Below are 17898 nucleotides of genomic sequence, written 5' to 3' on the forward strand. Positions count from 1 at the left end.
GAGAGGCAAGGCGATTGCCGCCCGCCCCGCCCCGCGCGTCGGTCCCTTAGAAGGAAAGCGCCTTCACGACCTTCACACCCGGGGTGTCGCAGATCTGCTTCATCACGTCCTGATTGATCGGCTGGTCGACCGACAGCAGCAGTACCGCTTCCCCGCCCGCTTCGCGGCGGCCAAGGTGGAAGGTGCCGATATTGATGCCGTTCTTGCCAAGCAGCGAACCGATGCTGCCGATGAAACCGGGCGCATCCTCGTTCACTACATACAGCATGTCGCCGGTCAGGTCCGCCTCGATCCCGATGCCGAAGATATCGACGAGGCGCGGCTGGGTCTTGCCGAACAGGGTGCCGGCGACGCTGCGTTCGCCCTGCTCGGTATCGACCTTCACGCGGACCAGCGTCTGGTAGTCGCCTTCGCGCTCGCGCCGGATCTCGCGCACGTCGAGGCCGCGCTCCTTGGCGAGGAACGGCGCATTGACCATGTTCACGCTTTGCGAATAGCGCTTCATCAGCCCCGCCAGCACCGCGCCGGTGATCGGCTTGATGTTGAGCTGCGCCGCCGCACCCTCGACCTCGATCCCGATGCGGGTCAGATTGCCATGCGCCAGCTGCCCGACCAGCGAGCCGAGCTTTTCGGCCAGCGCCATATAGGGCTTGAGCTTGGGTGCTTCCTCAGCCGACAGCGACGGCATGTTGAGCGCATTGGTGACGCCGCCATTGACGAGATAATCGGCCATCTGCTCGGCCACCTGCAGCGCGACATTGACCTGCGCCTCGGTCGTCGATGCGCCCAGATGCGGGGTGCAGATGAAGCCCGGCGTGCCGAACAGCGGGCTGTCCTTGGCCGGTTCCTTGGCAAACACGTCCAGCGCCGCGCCCGCGACATGCCCGCTGTCGAGCAGGTCCTTCAGCGCCGCCTCGTCGATCAGCCCGCCGCGCGCGCAATTGACGATGCGCACGCCCTTCTTGGTGCGCTCCAGCCGCTCGCGGCTCAGGATATTGCGCGTCTCATCGGTCAGCGGGGTGTGGAGCGTGATGAAATCGGCCCGCTCGATCAGCGCTTCCAGATCGACCTTTTCCACGCCCATCTCGATCGCGCGCTCCTCGGTCAGGAACGGATCGTAGGCGACGACCTTCATGCGCAGGCCCAGCGCGCGGCTGGCGACGATCGCGCCGATATTGCCCGCGCCGATCAGGCCCAGCGTCTTGCCGGTAACCTCGACGCCCATGAAGTCGTTCTTGGGCCATTCGCCGGCCTGGGTGCGCGCATTCGCGGCCGGAATCTGCCGCGCGAGCGCCATGATAAGGGCAATCGCATGCTCCGCAGTGGTGATCGAGTTGCCGAACGGGGTGTTCATAACCACCACGCCCTTGGACGAGGCGGCGGGGATATCGACATTGTCAACGCCGATCCCGGCGCGGCCGATGACCTTCAGATTGGTCGCGGCCTCGAGAATTTCGGCGGTGACTCTGGTCGAGGAGCGGATCGCGAGACCGTCGTAATCGCCGATGCGGGCGATCAGCTGCTCGGGCGTTTCGCCGGTGATGACATCGACATCGCAGCCGCGCGCCTCGAAGATGCGGGCGGCATTGGGGTCCATCTTGTCGGAAATAAGGACTTTCGGCTTGGTCATGGTAAGCCTTTCGTATCTTTGAAATTCAGGGGGTTGCGGGCGGAAGCTGAGCTCCGCCCGCAAGTAGGGATCAGGCGGTCAGCAGACCGTAGGCCCAGTCGAGCCACGGGCCGAGCGCCTCGATATCCGCGGTATCCACCGTCGAACCGCACCAGATCCTGAGGCCCGGAGGCGCATCGCGATAGCCCGCGATGTCATAGGCCGCGTCCTGATCCTCGAGCAGCTTGGCGAACTGCTTGATGAAACCGGCATCGGCGTTCTTGACCGTCAGGCAGACGCTGGTGTTCGACCGGATCGCCGGCTTCTCGACCAGGTGGCCCAGCCAGTGCCGAGCCTCGACAATGGCGTTCAGCGCCGCCGCATTGGCGTCGGCCCGCGCCTTCATCGCGGACGCGCCGCCGATCTTCTTTGCCCATTCCAGCGACACGATCGCGTCCTCGACCGCCAGCATCGACGGGGTATTGATCGTCTCGCCCTTGAAGATACCCTCGATCAGCTTGCCGCCCTTGGTCAGGCGGAACACCTTGGGCAGCGGCCAGGTCGGCGTGTAGCTTTCCAGCCGTTCGACCGCGCGGGGGCCCAGGATCAGCACGCCGTGGCCGCCCTCGCCGCCCAGCGCCTTCTGCCACGAGAAGGTGGCCACATCGATCTTGTCCCAGGGAATGGTCTGCGCGAAAACCGCGCTGGTCGCGTCAGCGAAGGACAGCCCCTCGCGGTCGTCCGCGATCCAGTCGCCGTTCGGCACACGCACGCCGCTGGTGGTGCCGTTCCAGGTGAACAGGACGTCGTTCGACCAGTCGACCTGCGAGAGATTGGGGATGTCGCCGTAATCGGCCTTCATCACGGTCGGGTCGAGCTTCAGCTGCTTGACCGCGTCGGTCACCCAGCCTTCGCCAAAGCTTTCCCAAGCCAGCGTGGTGACGGGGCGCGCGCCCAGCATCGTCCACATCGCCATTTCATAGGCGCCGGTGTCCGAACCGGGCACGATGCCGATCCGGTGCGTGTCGGGCAGCTCGAGCAGTTCGCGCATGAGATCGATGCAATAGGCGAGACGCGCCTTGCCGATCCCGGAGCGATGCGAGCGCCCAAGCGATGCGGGATCGAGTTTTTCGGGAGTCCAGACCGGCGGCTTGGCACAGGGACCGGAGGAGAAATAGGGACGCTCCGGCAGCGTCGGTTTTGTATCAGTCATTTAAGACTCTCCTTGCAGAGAGCTCGCGCGGCGTTGGGACCGCGTGGCCCGTCGGCCGACCTAGAGATGTTCGCCGCCGTGTCAAGCGAATGCGGCGCCGGTGCGCCGGCCGGTGGTTCAGGCAGGGTGAAGCCCCGCGCCGTGAAAACGTTGGAAAAGCGAGGGCGGCCGCTTGGCCGCCCGTTCGCAACAGGCTTAAGGATCGCAGCCATGGACACGCCCCGCCCAGCCCGCCCGACGATTTCCGGACGCGCCCTGCCGCCGCGACTCGGACGCTTGGGTGCATGGGCGGTGCTGGTCCTGCTGGCCGCCTGCGCGCCCGAGGCGACGCGCGAGATTCCCCGCACCGCGCCGCGACCTGCCGCCCGCCCGGACACCGCGCCCAGTCTGCCCACGGCGGATGAGCGGATATGCCGCAGCCGTCTTGCCGAGCTGGGTGCCGATTTCGTGCCGCTGCCCGATCTGTCCGCCGGGTCGTGCAGTTCCAGCAATGCGGTCACTCTCTACCATCTGGCCAGCGACAATACGCGCGTGGTGGTGACCAATCTTCCCCGCATTTCCTGCACATTGTCGCAGGATCTTTCGAACTGGACGCGCTTTGGCGTCAGCCGCGCGGCACAGCAGATCCTGGGCAGCCCGGTGGTCAAGCTCGAGACCTTCGGAAGCTATAGCTGCCGCAACGTCGCCGGCTCCAGCCGCCTGTCCGCCCATTCCACCGCCAGCGCGGTCGACATATCCGGCTTCATCCTGGCCGACGGGCGCCGCATCACGATCAAGGGCGGCTGGCAAGGCAGCAGCGGCGAAAGACAATTCCTGCGCACCATCCACCAAAGCGCGTGCAAGCGGTTCGGCACGGTGCTCGGCCCCGATTACAACCGTGCGCATGAGGATCATCTGCATCTGGAACTGGGTGGCGGCGGCTTCTGCCGATGACGCTTGATCGGCAGCGGACCTTCCCTTAACCCGCCGCGTCGTTCGGGAAGGCATCGACATGCTTGACGGGCCCGATCCGGGTTCGCGAACCGGGTGCCGGATGTGCTGGATTGAAAGTTGATCGATGGAAGCCTTCCTGACCTCCACCGCAGTCGTCGCGCTTGCCGAGATCGGCGACAAGACAATGCTGCTCGCCATCGTGCTGGCAGCCCGGTTTCGCCGGCCGTGGCCGGTGGTATGGGGCATATTGTTCGCGACCATCGCCAACCATTTCCTGGCCGCCTTGCTGGGTGCGACCGCTGCCGATTTCCTCGACGGCGTGTGGTTCCGCTATGCGGTGGCGGCGGGCTTCGTCGCGATGGGCCTGTGGACGCTGGTGCCCGACAGGCTGGACGAGGACGAGGAGCCGAAGAGCCGCGGCGGCGCCTTCATGACCACGCTGATCACCTTTTTCCTGGTGGAGATCGGCGACAAGACGCAGATCGCCACCATCGCGCTGGGCGCGCGCTTTGACGCCACGCTGGCGGTGACGGCAGGAACGACGCTGGGCATGATGATCGCCAATGTACCCGCGGTCTTCGCGGGCGACGCCCTGACCAAACGGATTTCGCTGAAGGCGATCCGCCTTGTTGCCGCAGCCCTGTTCGTCGTGATCGGCCTGGTGCTGGCGGCGCAGACGGCGGGCTGGCTGGGCTGATCGCCGCCGGACGCCCGCCGTCTAGGTCAGCCGTTCCAGCAGGATGACGTCACCGCCTTCGTGCGTGCCCTGGCCGAATGGCCGGTAGCCCAGCCTTGCGGCGAGCGACAGGCTGGGCGCGTTTTCGGGATCGATCATGCAGATCGTGCGCTGCGGCCCGAACCTTTCGAAGAACCAGCTGTGCGCGGCCTGCGCAGCCTCGTGCGCGATGCCGCGTCTGCGCGCCTTTTCCAGCATGACCCACGCAGCCTCCGCCGCTTCGTTCATCGCCTCGATCGAGCGGCCGAAGCGCGCGAGGCCAGTATCCCCCAGATAGGACCCGTCGCGGCGATCGGTGACGATGAATATTCCATAGCCAAGCAGCGCCCACAGCCCGCAATTGCGCGTGAACTTGGCCCACGCCGTTCCGCGATCGATCGGCGGCGAACCCCGCACGATCGGCGGCATCGACCGTGCGGCTTCGTAGAATTCATCAAAATCGCCAAGCCGGGGCGGACGCAGCACCAGTCGCTCGGTGATGATAGCCAGTTCGCAGGGAAGTTGGGGCGGCAGGTTCATCGGGCATGAATAAACCTGCCGCCCACCAGGAGCAATCAGTGACGCCAGTCGACCAGGCCAGCCTCAAGGCACAGGCGCACCGCTTCGGCGGCGTGGCGCGCGCCCAGCTTTTCCATCATGTTGCCGCGGTGGATTTCCACCGTGCGCGGAGAGATCGCCAAATCCCGCGCGATCACCTTGTTCGAACAGCCTTCGCTCAACCGGTCGAGCACTTCGCGTTCGCGGTTGGAGAGCATCTCGATCCGCATGCGGGCTTCCATCGCGCGGCGGCGATGCCGCGCCTGCATCTCCGCCTCCCCCGCCACGCGGCGCAGGGCGGTGGAGAGTTCGTCCGCGTCCAGCGGCTGCGCAAGATAGTCGAATGCACCGGCGCGCATCGCGCCGACCACGCGGTTCATTTGGGGGTTCTGCGCCATCGCGATGACGGGCAGCCAGGTCCCCCGGCGCGAAATTTCGTCCATCAATCCGATCACGCCGTTTTCTGGATCGTCATTCGCAATGACGATGCCCTGGCTGGGCAGGCGGGCCAGAAGCTCTTCGGCCCCCTCGTAAACTTCGGCATGATGGCCGAGATCGAAGATCGTCCGTGCACAGACGGCACGGTTGCGGGGGTCGGCGTCGACGATGTGGATGATGATGCGCTGTTCCATGACCACGAGCATGTCGCTGGTCCGGCATAGCTGCCACTAGGGATGATTCCGTAATGGACCTATTGCAATTGTTTGACTTTCCTGTGCGCGGAACACCGTGAAAAGTCCCTCCGCAATGGATGTATTCGCCATGGGGTCAGCGTCGGTTTCGCGGGCGGATCGGCCTTTGTCGATGCAAGATCGACATCTAACGCGTCTGGTCAGCCGACCGACTCGTCCCGGTCGTTGAAGCTGTAATCGGGCAGCGAATGGAATGCCGTGCGCAGGGCATCGCTCCAGCTGGAGGAGATTTCCTGGAAATAGGGATCGCTGGCCATGATCCGCCTCTCATGCAGCGGGTCGAACCGGTCCCGCTCGAGCACCAGCACGTCGAGCGGCATGCCGACCGACAGGTTCGCCGCCAGGGTGGAATCCATCGACACCATCAAAAGCTTGACCCCGTCCTCGAAGCTCATCGTCCGGTCATAGCCGCGGATGATGATGGGGCGGCCATATTTGGTCTCGCCGATCTGGAAGAAGGGCGTGTCGGCGCTCGCCTCGATGAAATTGCCTTCGGGATAGATAAGGAACAGGCGCGGCTCCATGCCCGCGATCTGCCCGGCGACGATCAGGCTGGCGGAAAAGCGCGGACCGCCCGCCTGCCCGTCGACGGACATCTGCCGCTCCTCGATCGTGGCGCGCAGCAATTCGCCGACCAGGTTCGCGACCTGGAACATGGTGGTGCATTTCAGGATAGAGGGCTCGCGGTCCTCGGGCGCCTTGTTGCGTTCTTCCAGCTTGCTGACGACGGCCTGCGTGGTGGCCAGATTGCCCGCGGTCATCACCGCGATGATGCGGTCGGTGTCCGACCACTGGAACATCTTGCGAAAGACCGAGATGTTATCGACGCCCGAATTCGTGCGGGTATCGCTCATCATGACGATCCCTTTTTCCAGCATCATGCCGACGCAATAGGTCACTCTTGCCCCTCACCCATCCAATGATCGCCTGGCCCAAGCGAAAGTTCACACGCGCCGCGCGCATCCCTTTGCACGCCGGCCATGTCACAATAGCCGCAAATATTGCGATTTACAGGGGCGCGCCCCGTTAATCCTGTGGGCCGGGCGGCGTATCCGGGCCCAAATCGTCCTGCTGCGACTGCCTTTGCTGCGTCTGGCTCTGCGACATTCCGTTGCCGCCGATATTCTGGCTCTGCGTCTGGCCGTCCTGCGACTGACGCTGCTCCTGACGGCGGATCGACAGCTCTACGTCCAGCCCGGCATCGCTGCCGCCAAGGGAAATGCCCTTGACCGGCGCCGCCTCGGCATAATCCTGTCCGGTTGCGACGCGGATATAGCGTTCGTCGGGGCAGATCTGGTTCGAAACATCGAACCCGACCCAGCCGAGCCCGTCGACATGCGCTTCGGCCCAGGCATGGCCAGCATCCTGCATTTCCTGGCCGTCCATCATCAGATAGCCCGATACATAGCGGGCCGGCACACCCAACAGCCGGGCGCAGCCGATGAAGATGTGGGCATGGTCCTGGCAGACGCCCTCGCCGGTACCCAGCGCTTCCTCGGCCCGCGTGGCGCTGTCGGTGCGGCCGGTCTGATATGCCACCGCATCCAGCACCGCCGCGGACAATTCATGCAGCATCGGCAGCGTGTCGGCGCCGGGATCGAACTTGTCTGCCAGGGCCCGCATGCGCGCGCCCGGACGGGTCAGATCGGTATGGCCGGAAAAATGCCAGCACGGCAGATGGCCCGCATGGCGTCCGATGATGCCGTGATTGTCGGCAGTCTCGATCGTGCCCTCGCACTCGATGACCACTTCCTTCACGCCCGGCTCGATCGCGATCAGCACCGTGGTGTTCATGTTGTGATCGTCGAACTGCAGCTGCTCGTACGCGCCCTCATAGCTCATCTTCCAGTCCAGAACGCGCTGTCCGCTGGTCGATTTCGGCGTCAGGTGCAGCCGCTGCAACGCGTGCACGACAGGATCGCCAAAGGAATAGCGGGTGCGGTGATGGACAGCGAGGCGCATGGGACGATTACGATCTCCTTCGATCAGTCGGCAAATCTGTAGTCGGTTTCGACGGCATGGGCGATTTCTGAATTGTCGGCGATGAAATCCGACAGGAACTCATGCAGGCCCTGTTCGAAGATGGAGTCGATGTCCGTATCGTGCAAGCGCATGTCGAACTTGCGGATCAGTTCGTGCGCGTAAAGTTCCTCGCCATATTGCAGCGCCAGGCTGGCCAGATTGCTGCGGATCTTGGCATGACAGAACGCCAGCGAGCGCGGGAACCGTCCGTCCAGGATCAGAAAATCGGCGATCCCCTTGGCATCCATCTGCCCCGCGTTCAGCCAGCGATAGGCACGCTCCGCGCCCAGCGAACGCAGGATCGTCTCCCACTGAACATTGTCCAGGCTGGACCCGACATAGGACAGTGAGGGCAGCAGCACGTAATATTTGACGTCGAGGATGCGCGCAGTGTTGTCCGCGCGTTCGACGAAGCTGCCGATCCGACCGAAATTATAGATGTCGTTGCGCAGCATCGACCCGTCCATCGCGCCGCGCACCAGCGTCGCCTCACGCTTTACCGCGGCGATGGCGTCGCCCAGATTGGCCTGGGTGACTGGGCGCGAAAGCAGTTCGTTGACCTGCAGATAGCTTTCGTTGACCGCCAGCCACAGCTCTGCCGTGATGACGTTGCGCACCGCGCGCGCATTGGTCCGGACCTGCCCGATCAGCGAGCGGATCGAATTCGGGTTGTCCTTCTCGCGCAGCATGTAGTTCCACACCTGCAGGCCGGTGAAGGTGCCGTTCTTCTCCAGATAGGATTCGGTCATCCCGGCGGTTTCCAGGACCGAGCTCCACTCCTGCTCCGCGGTGATGGAATCGCTGGTCAGCGCCATGCGGAACCCGGTGTCGAGAAGGCGCGCGCAGTTCTCCGCCCGCTCGAGATAGCGGAACATCCAGAAAACGCCATTTGCACTGCGACCGAGCATTATTCCTCCAGCACCCAGCTGTCCTTGGTGCCGCCGCCCTGGCTGGAATTCACCACCAGCGATCCTTGTTTCAGCGCCACGCGCGTCAGCCCGCCGGGCGTGATGTCGATGCCATTGGGGCTCATCAGCACGAACGGCCGCAGGTCGACGTGCCGGGGGGTAAGGCCCTTCTTCGCGAGGATCGGCACGGTCGAAAGCGACAGCGTGGGCTGCGCGATATAGTTCTGCGGATTGGCTTTCAGCTTCTGCACGAATCTGGCGATCTCGCGCCGCGAAGACGCGGGGCCGATCAGCATGCCATAGCCGCCCGACCCGTGCACTTCCTTCACCACGAGCTCGTGGATGTTGTCGATCACGTATTTCAGCGCATCGGGCTCCATGCAGCGCCATGTCTCGACATTGGGCAGCAGCGCCTTTTCGCCGGTGTAGAACTCGACGATGTCGGGCATGAAGCTGTACAGCGCCTTGTCGTCCGAGATGCCCGTGCCCGGCGCATTGGCGATGGTGATCCCGCCCGAACGATAGACGTCCATGATCCCCGGCACGCCCAGCATGCTTTCCGGATTGAACGTCAGCGGGTCGAGGAAATCATCGTCCACCCTGCGATAGATCACGTCGAGCGGCTTGTAACCGCGCGTGGTGCGCATCTGGACCCGCCCGTCGATCACGCGCAAATCGCTCGCCTCCACCAGTTCCGCGCCCATCTGGTCGGCGAGGAAGCTGTGCTCGTAATAGGCCGAATTATAGATGCCGGGGGTCAGCACCGCGATGGCCGGCTTGGTCCCCGCCGCGCCATCGAAGGCGGGCGGTGCACAGGCGGCCAGGCTGCGCGCCAGCCTGCGCGGATAGTTCGAGACGGGCGCGACCTTCACCCGCGTGAACAGTTCGGGGAACATCGCCATCATCGTCTCGCGGTTCTCCAGCATATAGGAGACGCCGCTGGGCGTGCGGGCATTGTCTTCCAGCACGTGGAAGTCGTCCGGGCCGGTGCGGACAAGGTCGATGCCGGTGATATGGGTATAGATCCCGCCCGGCGGGGTGAAGCCGCACATGTGGGGCAGGAACGCCGCATTGCCGCGCAGCAGCCATTCGGGCACGCGGCCCGACCGCACGATTTCCTGCCGGTGGTACAGATCGTGGAGGAAGGCGTTCAGCGCCCTCACCCGCTGTTCGATCCCGCGCGACAGGCGGCGCCATTCGTGCGCGGTGATGATGCGCGGAACGGGGTCGAACGGGATCAGCCGCTCTTCCGCCTCATCCTGTCCATAGACGTTGAAGGTGATGCCCGTTCGGCGAAAGAATGCCTCCGCCTCGCGGTGCTTCCTGCGCAGCGCCTGCGGATCCTGCTCGTCGAACCAGTCCGAATACCCACGATAGGCTGGCCGGACGGATCCATCCGCATCATGCATCTCATCGAAAATCGGCTGCTCGTCCCGGCTCATGCACTATCGCTCATGAGTCGAGCTTGTCCCTGCTTTTTTGCTGCGTTGCAAGATGCGTAAAACTTTCGGGTGATCCCGCCAGCACGCGGGACACCGCCTCGATCGCTGCGGGGTGCCAGGCAAAACCCATGTGGGTGCAGCGCACCGACATGGCATGATCGCGCTCTCCCGCCTTGCCGCAGGCGCAGTGGCGGTGGACCACACCGTCCTGCGCGCTCCACATCGCGACGGTCGGCACGGGCGGCTTGGCCGCGAATTCCCCGCTGACGGGCGGTTCGTCGACCGGATGGCCCGCGATCGCGTGATAGATGCGCCATCCGTTATTGCCATGCATGTCGCCGGAAAACGGGGATCCCATGGTGATCACCATCTCCACATGGTCGGGCAGCCGCTTGGCAGCCTCGCGCGCGAAGACGCCGCCCAGACTCCAGCCCACCAGCGTGATCTTGCGTCCTTCGGCGCGCGATACGCGGCGGATGCGCGACAGCAGGCGTTCGAAGCGGTCCTCGCTCGCGCCCAGGTTCCAGCCGAGGCCCCAGTCGGTGACCGAATGCCCCGCCTCGGCGAGCGCCTTGTGCATCGGCGCCATGCGCCACGGATGCGATCCGAAGCCCGGCAGCAGCATCACCGCGCGCGGGCGTTCCGGTGCCGCGATGTCCATCTTGCCATAGGCCATGCGAAACACCGCGGGCGCGGCGAGCGAGGCCAGTTCCTTCAGCAGCATCCGCGACGACGGCGTCGGCACCCCGTCGGGCTGCGGACGCAGCGCCAGCGACTGGCGGCGCTGCCATTCGCGGAAAAGCACCGCGAAGCCCCTTCCCGGCCTCGAGCCCCTTACCGCCCGGTCGCCGTTTTCGCCGGACGGCCCGCCTGCCGTCTTGGCGGCCGGAACACCGTCACGTTTCGCCTCGGCGGCATCGGCCCACTCCCTTGCGGAAAGGGCCCCGGCCGCGGCGCGGGGCAGCAATGTGCCCGAGGGTAAGTCCTGAGATTTCATGCAAGATTTCTGTAACAGTGTTGGCTTCACTTAACCAATGCGAAAACGGCCCCGCGGTTTCCCGCGAGGGCCGCCTTGCCGTGCGCGAAAAAGCCGCGTCAGGCCGCGCAGTCGCCAGTGCGGGTCTGCTTCATCCGCATCGTCATCGACACGGTCTGCCCCTGCGCGGTCATCCTGGTGTCGGCGGTGATGTCCGAACTGGTCGAGCTGACGGTGCCGTTCATGTCCATCTCCATCGATCCGCCCTCAAGCTCGCAGACGGCCTGGGCGCTGACGGTGCCTTCATCGACGGACAGATCGTTGAAATTGCACTGGCCGTTCTGCGCGACCTGCGCCAGCTGCTCCTCAAAGCCTCTCTCGGCTTCCTCGGGCGTAAGGCAGAAGCCGTCCTGATAGGCGCCCTCCATCGCGCTGCGCATCTGCTCCAGCGCGCCCTCGGGCGCTCCCGGCATCTCGAAGCTGACGACCTCGACGTCGAGGTCGTATTGCCCCGGCTGCGGGGTTTCCAGCTTGCTGAATTCGCGCGCCGCATCCTCGACCGCCATGGGCGTGTCGCCCGCCGCCGTTTCGTCGGTCTCGCTTGAGCAGCCCGCAAGCGCCATGGCGGCGACGATCGCCAGCCCCGCAGTCTTCCGATAAAAAGTCATTCTTCTAGCTCCCCTGTATCGCCCGGCTGCCGATGGCCCAGCCGCCGAAAGGTCAGCCGCCGGAAGGCCAGCCGCCGAATGGATGGTCCCGTTGCTTCGTCCCGAAGGCATCGCAGATGGCAAACCGCTTTGCAATTGCACCGGGCATTTGCACAAACCCGCCATCGCACCCATATCAAGCGGCATGGCCGAACTCGTCATCCGTCGCGGACTGGAAGAGCCCGACACATCCGACAATTTCACTCCGCACCGCCCTGCCCGGCCCGAAAAGTCGCAGCCGGGTAAAAGGTTCGAACTGGTGAGCGATTACCAGCCGGCCGGTGACCAGCCGACCGCAATCGAGGAACTGGTCAAGACCGCGCGCGAGGATGAGAAGACGCAGGTCTTGCTCGGCGTCACGGGCAGCGGCAAGACCTATACCATGGCGCAGGTGATCGAACGCCTGCAGCGTCCCGCACTGATCCTGGCGCCCAACAAGATCCTGGCCGCGCAGCTCTATGGCGAGTTCAAGAGCTTCTTCCCGAACAATGCGGTCGAGTATTTCGTATCCTATTACGACTACTACCAGCCCGAAGCCTATGTCCCGCGCTCCGACACCTATATCGAGAAGGAGTCGAGCGTGAACGAGGCGATCGACCGGATGCGCCATTCGGCCACCCGCGCGCTGCTGGAACGCGACGACGTGATCATCGTCGCCTCGGTCTCCTGCCTCTACGGCATCGGTTCGGTCGAGACCTATTCGGCCATGATCTTCGACCTGAAGAAGGGCGAGGAAGCCGACCAGCGCGAGATCATCCGCAAGCTGGTCGCCCTGCAATACAAGCGCAACGACGCCGCATTCGCGCGCGGCAACTTCCGCGTGCGCGGCGACAATCTGGAAATCTTCCCCAGCCATTATGAAGACATGGCCTGGCGCATCTCGTTCTTCGGGGACGAGATCGAGGAGATCAGCGAATTCGACCCGCTGACCGGCAAGAAGGGCGCCAGCCTCGACAAGGTGCGCGTTTATGCCAATTCGCACTATGTCACCCCCGGCCCGACGATGAAGCAGGCGACCGAGGCGATCCGCTTCGAGCTGACCGAACGGCTGAAGGAGCTGGAGGCCGAGGGCAAGTTGCTGGAGCATCAGCGGCTGGAACAGCGCACCAATTTCGACCTTGAGATGATCGCCGCCACCGGCAGCTGCGCGGGGATCGAGAATTACTCGCGGTTCCTGACGGGCCGCCTTCCCGGCGAGCCGCCGCCGACCCTGTTCGAATACCTCCCCGACAATGCGCTGCTGTTCGTGGACGAGAGCCACCAGACGGTCCCGCAGATCGGCGCCATGTCCAAGGGCGACCACCGCCGCAAGATCACCTTGGCCGAATATGGCTTCCGCCTGCCAAGCTGCATCGACAACCGCCCGCTGCGCTTCAACGAGTGGGACGCGATGCGCCCGCAAACCTTCGCCGTGTCCGCCACGCCCGGAAGCTGGGAGATGGAGCAGACCGGCGGCGTCTTTGCCGAACAGGTCATCCGCCCCACTGGCCTGATCGACCCCCCGGTCGAGATCCGCCCGGTCGAGGACCAGGTGCAGGACTGCATCAACGAGTGCAAGACGGTCGCCGCCAAGGGCTATCGCACGCTGGTCACCACGCTCACCAAGCGCATGGCCGAGGATCTGACCGAGTTCATGCACGAGGCGGGCGTGCGCGTGCGCTACATGCACTCAGATGTCGAGACGCTGGAGCGTATCGAGCTGATCCGCGACCTGCGGCTGGGCGTCTATGACGTGCTGGTCGGCATCAACCTGCTGCGCGAGGGGCTCGACATTCCCGAATGCGGGCTGGTCTGCATCCTCGACGCCGACAAGGAAGGTTTCCTGCGCAGCGAGACATCGCTGATCCAGACCATCGGCCGCGCCGCCCGCAACGTCGACGGGCGCGTCATCCTCTATGCCGACCGCATCACCGGCAGCATGGAGCGCGCGATGGCGGAAACCGACCGCCGCCGCGAAAAGCAGCGCGAATACAACGAGGCGCACGGCATCACCCCCGCCACGATCAAGCGGCGCATCGCCGACATCGTGGCCGATACCGCCTCGCAGGACGGCGTCACCGTCGATACCGGCGACGACGAACGCAACAACATGGTCGGCCATAATCTGCGCGCCTATATCGAGGAGCTGGAAGGCCGCATGCGCGCCGCCGCCGCCGATCTGGAATTCGAGGAAGCCGGCCGCCTGCGCGACGAGATCCGCCGCCTGGAAGGCGAAGAGCTGGGCTTGCCCGACGACCGGAAGCGCGCCCCCATCGTCGGCCGCAGCAACGAAGGCAAGCCCGGCACGCGCAAGACGCGTTTCGGCAAGACCCAGCGGAAGTGGAAGAAGAAACCGCCGAAACCGCTTTTTGCGGCAAATCGAGGGAAAAAACCGGCACCGTAAATTGCGTTCTGCCGCCGATGCCCGCATTAGGTCGGGCATGATCAAGACCTTGCGACCCACGCGCCGCGCCGCGCTCGCCCTTGCCGGTTCCGTGCTGGCCAGTTCCGTCCTTGCCGCCGGCATGGCCCCCGCGCCCGCAATGGCGCAGGAAGACACCAAGGCCGAGGCGAAGCCGGCCGCGGACTACACGCCCAATGCCGCGTCGAGGGACTTCACCGGCACCTTTGGCGGCAAGCGCATCAGCTATACCGCCACGGTGGAGGAGCAGGTGCTGAAGGACGAGGACGGCAACCCCGCCGCCGCGATCGTCACGACCGCCTATGTCGCCGATCCGCAGGACAAGTCCCGCCCGGTCACCTTCCTGTACAATGGCGGGCCGGGATCGGGATCGGTCTGGCTGCAGATGGGCGCGTTCGGGCCCAAGCGCGTCGCCATCCCCTCGGACGCACGCGACGATGGCGGGCCGCCCTATCCGATCCTCGACAACCCGGATTCGCTGCTCGACGTCACCGACCTCGTCTTCATCGATCCCGTCGGCACCGGCTTTTCGCACGCGATCGGCGAAACCGATCCGCAGGATTACTGGGGCGTCACCGCCGACGCCAAGTCGGTGGCAGAGGTGATCCGCAAGTGGATCAGCGAAAATGGCCGCTGGAACAGCCCCAAGTTCCTGGGCGGCGAAAGCTATGGCACCACCCGCAGCGCCGCCGTCGTGAACGAGCTTGAGGGTGCCTATAACGACGTCGGCCTCAACGGCGTGATCCTGATCTCGACCATCCTCGACTTCGCGGCGGGCGCGGATACCGAGGGGAACGAGCTGTCCTATATCACCAACCTGCCGACCATGGCCGCAACCGCGCATTATCACGGCAAGGTACAGGCCCCCTCGGTCGAGGGGCTGGTGGAGGAAGCGCGCCAGTTCGCGATCGGCCCCTATGCCGCCGCCCTGCTGAAAGGGCAGGCACTGGGCGATGCCGAACGTGCCAGCGTGCGCGCGCAGCTTGCCCGGCTGACCGGGTTGTCGGAAACCTATCTCGACCGCGCCGATCTGCGCGTCAGCCCCAGCCGGTTCTATAAAGAACTGCTGCGCGACCGGGGCCTGACCGTCGGGCGGCTCGACAGCCGCTATACCGGCGTCGATTACGACAGCGCGGGCGAAACGCCCGACAACGACCCCAGCTTCTATGGCATCGATGCGGGCTATGCCGCCGCGATCAACAGCTGGATGCGCGACAGCATCGGTTACGACACCGACCGGCAATACGTCACCATCGGCAGCGTGGGCGACTGGGACTGGAAACTGCCCGGCTGGCGCGACACCAATGCCTATCTGACCGTCGCCCCCTATCTGGGCAAGGCCATGCGCGAAAATTCCGACATGCGCATCTTCGTCGGCCAGGGCTGGTACGATTTCGCCACACCGTTCTTCGCCGCCGAATATGCGCTGTCGCGCACCGGCTTCGACCCCTCGCGGATCGAGTACCGCTATTACGACGCGGGCCACATGATGTATATCCGCGACGAGGACCGCTCGAAACTGACCGCCGACGTCAGGGCCTTCATCAATGCGCGTTAGGGCGGGCCTGCTGCTGGCCGCGCTGGCCTGTTCGGGGGCGCTGGCCGCCTGTTCGGGCGATGACGAGAAGACCGCCGGCGCGCCGATCCGGATGCAGCTCAGCGATGCCAAGCCCGCGCCGGACGAACATCCGATGCCGGGCAAGATCGATCCCCCCGACGGCCGCTGGGTGCGCGAGGGGACGGGCGCGACCTATGGCGAACCGGGCATGCCCGCCCTGCTGAAGCTGTCGTGCCGGAACGGGCTGGTCCAGGCGACGCGCAACGTTCCGTCGGACGACGGGGCCAAGGCCATGCTCTCGTTCGTGGGTTACCGCGGCATCCTGCGCCTGCCCGTCACCAATGACGGCGACGAATGGAGCGGCGCGCTGGCGTCCGACGACCCGCACTGGATCGCGCTGACCGGCGGGCCGTTCTATGCGACCGTCGCGGGCGGCGGGAAGGTGATCTTTCCCGCCTCCTCGACGCTCAAGGAACTGGTCGACGGCTGCAAGTCGCGGCTGGCGAAACGCGGCGACGACGCTTAAGGGCCGCCCCCGCCCCCTACAGCTTGCCGAACTTTTCCTCATAGGAAGCCGTATCGCCCGAGGCGAGGTAGCGCGCCTGCGTGCGCCAGTCGTCACGCTCGATCCGCCCGGCGAAGCGGCCCATCCGGGAATCGATTTCCTGCACGTCGGTATCGCTCCACGCCGCGATCTGGTCATAGCGCGAGATACCCATCGACGACAGCAGCTCGGCCAGCTTGGGCCCGACGCCCTTGATCCGCAGCAGATCGTCGGACGCGCCATCGTCATGGATCTTGACCGCCGCGGCCACCGCCTGGGCGTCGCGCGGCGTGTCGGGCATCTGGTCTTCCGGCGTGTGCCGGGCCTGCTCGGCCGCCTCGTGCTCTTCCTCGGCCATCAGCGCGGCGGCGGCCACGGCAACGCCCGCGCCGCCGATCGTCTCGGGCACGGCGGGAGGCTCATGCTCATGCGCGGGGCGGCCCGCGCTGGCGGGGGGAGCGTCGATGAAGGCCTGGTTGCGCTGGGCAGGCGCGACGCCTTCGTCCAGCACGTCGGGGCGATAGCTGCGATCCTGCGGCTTTTTCGGCCTTGCGATCAGCCAGATGGCGATCAGCACGGCCACGATCACGACCAGCAGCACCGCCAGCCAGTTCGACTGGATCATCTCAACCATCTAGATTTCCTCGCTCTTCCCAAATGTCCCATCCGCCGGCTGACCAGCCTTCCGGCCTTTCGATAGATGACGCCTTGCACGCTGGCGCGTCAAGCGCGCAAGCCGCGCGCGGCGCTGCAGCCAGCTCATCATCAGCGCAAGCACCGCGCCATAGATGATCAGCATGAAGACCATCAATTCGACCCATAGCGGCATGGCGTTCTCCTGACCCGCGTCCGGCCTAGCCCGCGTCGGGTATGTCGATCGGCGTGGGCCGCAGGGGCGCGACCTCTATCACCGAAAATTCGATGCGGCGATTGGCGGGATCCTCGGGCTGCAGCCCCTCGATCGGCTGCGCGGAACCCCGACCCGTGGCCCGCAGCGAATCGCGCGGCAGCCCGCGCTCGACCAGCTCGCTGCGCACTGCCGCCGCCCGTTCGCGCGACAGGCGCAGATTGACCGAGGCATCGCCGACCGCGTCCGAATGGCCGGTAATCGCGATGATGCTGCCCCGGCATGGCTTCAGCGCGCCCGCGACCTCGTCCAGCAGGATTTCGCTTTCCGGATCGATCTCCGCGCTGCCCTGCCCGAAGCGGATCACGCGCACCGACAGCAGCGTTTCGACATCGCGCTGGCAGTGAAAGGGCCCGGTCTCGATCTCGGGCTCCGGCGCGATCACGCTGCGCGAACGGCTGTCCCAGTGCGCGCCGCCGACGCCGGGAAGATCGGCCACCGCCCGTGCCACCCGCGCGCGGATGTCGTCGGGCAGGTCATCTCCGCCGACCAGCACCGGATGGCGCGTGGGCCAACCGGCAGAGGTGGTGAAGTCGGCGGTGATCCCGGTGCCGCCGTTTTCGGCGATGGCCCGCTCGGCGCGCGCTTCCAGCCGCTCCACCAGATTGCGGCCCGTCTGCGCATGGGCGAACAGCGCGATGCAGCCGACGATCACCGCCCCGGTGACGACGCGCAGCCAATCCGGAATCTCGTACAGAACTCTCATCCCCGGC

The 17898-nt window shown here is 65.3% G+C and carries 18 protein-coding genes; 5 read left to right on the plus strand and 13 right to left on the minus strand.

Annotated features, from left to right (window positions below):
• Positions 1-46 precede the first annotated feature (46 nt).
• Positions 47-1630, minus strand: coding sequence for a phosphoglycerate dehydrogenase (gene serA / locus A9D14_RS07340; protein ID WP_066844710.1), 1584 nt, complete (start codon positions 1628-1630; stop codon positions 47-49).
• Between the two features lie 70 nt (positions 1631-1700).
• Positions 1701-2822: a phosphoserine transaminase gene (locus A9D14_RS07345; RefSeq protein WP_066844713.1), complete on the minus strand. Its 1122-nt coding sequence runs from the start codon at positions 2820-2822 to the stop codon at positions 1701-1703.
• 210 nt (positions 2823-3032) lie between these two features.
• Here A9D14_RS07345 and A9D14_RS07350 point away from each other — a divergent pair, with 210 nt between their 5' ends.
• Both A9D14_RS07350 and A9D14_RS07355 read left to right on the plus strand, forming a co-directional pair.
• The gene (locus A9D14_RS07350; RefSeq protein WP_083987754.1) at positions 3033-3755 is read left to right on the plus strand and encodes an extensin-like domain-containing protein; all 723 of its coding nucleotides are present in this window, start codon (positions 3033-3035) and stop codon (positions 3753-3755) included.
• A gap of 124 nt (positions 3756-3879) precedes the next feature.
• A complete protein-coding gene (locus A9D14_RS07355; RefSeq protein WP_066844719.1) occupies positions 3880-4452 on the plus strand; it encodes a TMEM165/GDT1 family protein in 573 nt (190 codons plus the stop codon).
• A 21-nt stretch (positions 4453-4473) separates the two neighbouring features.
• On the opposite strand, the gene A9D14_RS07360 is transcribed toward A9D14_RS07355, so the two are convergent.
• The 8 genes from A9D14_RS07360 to A9D14_RS07395 form a co-directional block, all read right to left on the minus strand.
• Positions 4474-5010 (minus strand): GNAT family N-acetyltransferase, encoded by a 537-nt coding sequence (locus A9D14_RS07360; protein WP_066844722.1) that lies wholly within the window; start codon positions 5008-5010, stop codon positions 4474-4476.
• A 35-nt stretch (positions 5011-5045) separates the two neighbouring features.
• Positions 5046-5672 (minus strand): response regulator transcription factor, encoded by a 627-nt coding sequence (locus A9D14_RS07365; protein ID WP_232468457.1) that lies wholly within the window; start codon positions 5670-5672, stop codon positions 5046-5048.
• Positions 5673-5860: 188 nt separating this feature from the next.
• A complete protein-coding gene (locus A9D14_RS07370; protein ID WP_066844724.1) occupies positions 5861-6619 on the minus strand; it encodes a proteasome-type protease in 759 nt (252 codons plus the stop codon).
• 127 nt (positions 6620-6746) lie between these two features.
• Positions 6747-7682, minus strand: coding sequence for a transglutaminase family protein (locus A9D14_RS07375; protein ID WP_066844726.1), 936 nt, complete (start codon positions 7680-7682; stop codon positions 6747-6749).
• A 23-nt stretch (positions 7683-7705) separates the two neighbouring features.
• Positions 7706-8650: an alpha-E domain-containing protein gene (locus A9D14_RS07380; RefSeq protein ID WP_066844728.1), complete on the minus strand. Its 945-nt coding sequence runs from the start codon at positions 8648-8650 to the stop codon at positions 7706-7708.
• Complete coding sequence (locus A9D14_RS07385; protein ID WP_066844730.1) at positions 8650-10092, minus strand: circularly permuted type 2 ATP-grasp protein; 1443 nt, start codon at positions 10090-10092, stop codon at positions 8650-8652. The genes A9D14_RS07380 and A9D14_RS07385 overlap by 1 nt, the downstream gene beginning before the upstream one ends.
• Before the next feature lie 10 nt (positions 10093-10102).
• Positions 10103-11089, minus strand: a complete 987-nt coding sequence (locus tag A9D14_RS07390; RefSeq protein WP_232468458.1) for an esterase/lipase family protein — start codon at positions 11087-11089, stop codon at positions 10103-10105.
• Between the two features lie 98 nt (positions 11090-11187).
• A complete protein-coding gene (locus A9D14_RS07395) occupies positions 11188-11736 on the minus strand; it encodes a DUF3617 domain-containing protein (protein WP_066844732.1) in 549 nt (182 codons plus the stop codon).
• 184 nt (positions 11737-11920) lie between these two features.
• Between A9D14_RS07395 and uvrB the strand changes: the two genes are divergently transcribed.
• The 3 genes from uvrB to A9D14_RS07410 are packed head-to-tail and all read left to right on the plus strand — an operon-like array spanning position 11921 to position 16260.
• Positions 11921-14158, plus strand: a complete 2238-nt coding sequence (uvrB, locus tag A9D14_RS07400; protein WP_066844734.1) for an excinuclease ABC subunit UvrB — start codon at positions 11921-11923, stop codon at positions 14156-14158.
• Between the two features lie 37 nt (positions 14159-14195).
• Positions 14196-15734 carry a S10 family peptidase gene (locus A9D14_RS07405; protein ID WP_066844737.1) on the plus strand — a complete coding sequence of 513 codons (1539 nt, stop codon included), beginning with the start codon at positions 14196-14198 and terminating at the stop codon, positions 15732-15734.
• Positions 15724-16260 carry a hypothetical protein gene (locus tag A9D14_RS07410; RefSeq protein ID WP_066844748.1) on the plus strand — a complete coding sequence of 179 codons (537 nt, stop codon included), beginning with the start codon at positions 15724-15726 and terminating at the stop codon, positions 16258-16260. Before A9D14_RS07405 ends, A9D14_RS07410 begins: the two co-directional genes overlap by 11 nt.
• A 16-nt stretch (positions 16261-16276) precedes the next feature.
• On the opposite strand, the gene A9D14_RS07415 is transcribed toward A9D14_RS07410, so the two are convergent.
• Genes A9D14_RS07415 through A9D14_RS07425 form a run of 3 tightly spaced genes read right to left on the minus strand, consistent with a single transcriptional unit; the run spans position 16277 to position 17891 of the window.
• A complete protein-coding gene (locus A9D14_RS07415) occupies positions 16277-16912 on the minus strand; it encodes a hypothetical protein (RefSeq protein WP_066844750.1) in 636 nt (211 codons plus the stop codon).
• Entirely contained in the window at positions 16913-17107 is a 195-nt protein-coding gene (locus A9D14_RS07420) for a hypothetical protein (protein WP_066844752.1), read from the minus strand.
• A gap of 25 nt (positions 17108-17132) precedes the next feature.
• On the minus strand, positions 17133-17891 hold the full coding sequence (locus A9D14_RS07425; protein ID WP_083987756.1) for an OmpA family protein: 759 nt from the start codon (positions 17889-17891) through the stop codon (positions 17133-17135).
• Positions 17892-17898 lie beyond the last annotated feature (7 nt).

Origin of the sequence: Croceicoccus marinus (assembly GCF_001661675.2) — a bacterium.
Lineage (GTDB): Bacteria > Pseudomonadota > Alphaproteobacteria > Sphingomonadales > Sphingomonadaceae > Croceicoccus > Croceicoccus marinus.

Excerpts from the sequence above, each read along its gene's own strand:
- serA (WP_066844710.1), bottom strand. The coding sequence starts at position 1,630 with ATGACCAAGCCGAAAGTCCTTATTTCCGACAAGATGGACCCCAATGCC.
- A9D14_RS07345 (WP_066844713.1), bottom strand. The coding sequence starts at position 2,822 with ATGACTGATACAAAACCGACGCTGCCGGAGCGTCCCTATTTCTCCTCC.
- A9D14_RS07350 (WP_083987754.1), top strand. The coding sequence starts at position 3,033 with ATGGACACGCCCCGCCCAGCCCGCCCGACGATTTCCGGACGCGCCCTG.
- A9D14_RS07355 (WP_066844719.1), top strand. The coding sequence starts at position 3,880 with ATGGAAGCCTTCCTGACCTCCACCGCAGTCGTCGCGCTTGCCGAGATC.
- A9D14_RS07360 (WP_066844722.1), bottom strand. The coding sequence starts at position 5,010 with ATGAACCTGCCGCCCCAACTTCCCTGCGAACTGGCTATCATCACCGAG.
- A9D14_RS07365 (WP_232468457.1), bottom strand. The coding sequence starts at position 5,672 with ATGCTCGTGGTCATGGAACAGCGCATCATCATCCACATCGTCGACGCC.
- A9D14_RS07375 (WP_066844726.1), bottom strand. The coding sequence starts at position 7,682 with ATGCGCCTCGCTGTCCATCACCGCACCCGCTATTCCTTTGGCGATCCT.
- A9D14_RS07380 (WP_066844728.1), bottom strand. The coding sequence starts at position 8,650 with ATGCTCGGTCGCAGTGCAAATGGCGTTTTCTGGATGTTCCGCTATCTC.
- A9D14_RS07385 (WP_066844730.1), bottom strand. The coding sequence starts at position 10,092 with ATGAGCCGGGACGAGCAGCCGATTTTCGATGAGATGCATGATGCGGAT.
- A9D14_RS07390 (WP_232468458.1), bottom strand. The coding sequence starts at position 11,089 with ATGAAATCTCAGGACTTACCCTCGGGCACATTGCTGCCCCGCGCCGCG.
- A9D14_RS07395 (WP_066844732.1), bottom strand. The coding sequence starts at position 11,736 with ATGACTTTTTATCGGAAGACTGCGGGGCTGGCGATCGTCGCCGCCATG.
- uvrB (WP_066844734.1), top strand. The coding sequence starts at position 11,921 with ATGGCCGAACTCGTCATCCGTCGCGGACTGGAAGAGCCCGACACATCC.
- A9D14_RS07405 (WP_066844737.1), top strand. The coding sequence starts at position 14,196 with ATGATCAAGACCTTGCGACCCACGCGCCGCGCCGCGCTCGCCCTTGCC.
- A9D14_RS07410 (WP_066844748.1), top strand. The coding sequence starts at position 15,724 with ATGCGCGTTAGGGCGGGCCTGCTGCTGGCCGCGCTGGCCTGTTCGGGG.
- A9D14_RS07415 (WP_066844750.1), bottom strand. The coding sequence starts at position 16,912 with ATGGTTGAGATGATCCAGTCGAACTGGCTGGCGGTGCTGCTGGTCGTG.
- A9D14_RS07420 (WP_066844752.1), bottom strand. The coding sequence starts at position 17,107 with ATGCCGCTATGGGTCGAATTGATGGTCTTCATGCTGATCATCTATGGC.
- A9D14_RS07425 (WP_083987756.1), bottom strand. The coding sequence starts at position 17,891 with ATGAGAGTTCTGTACGAGATTCCGGATTGGCTGCGCGTCGTCACCGGG.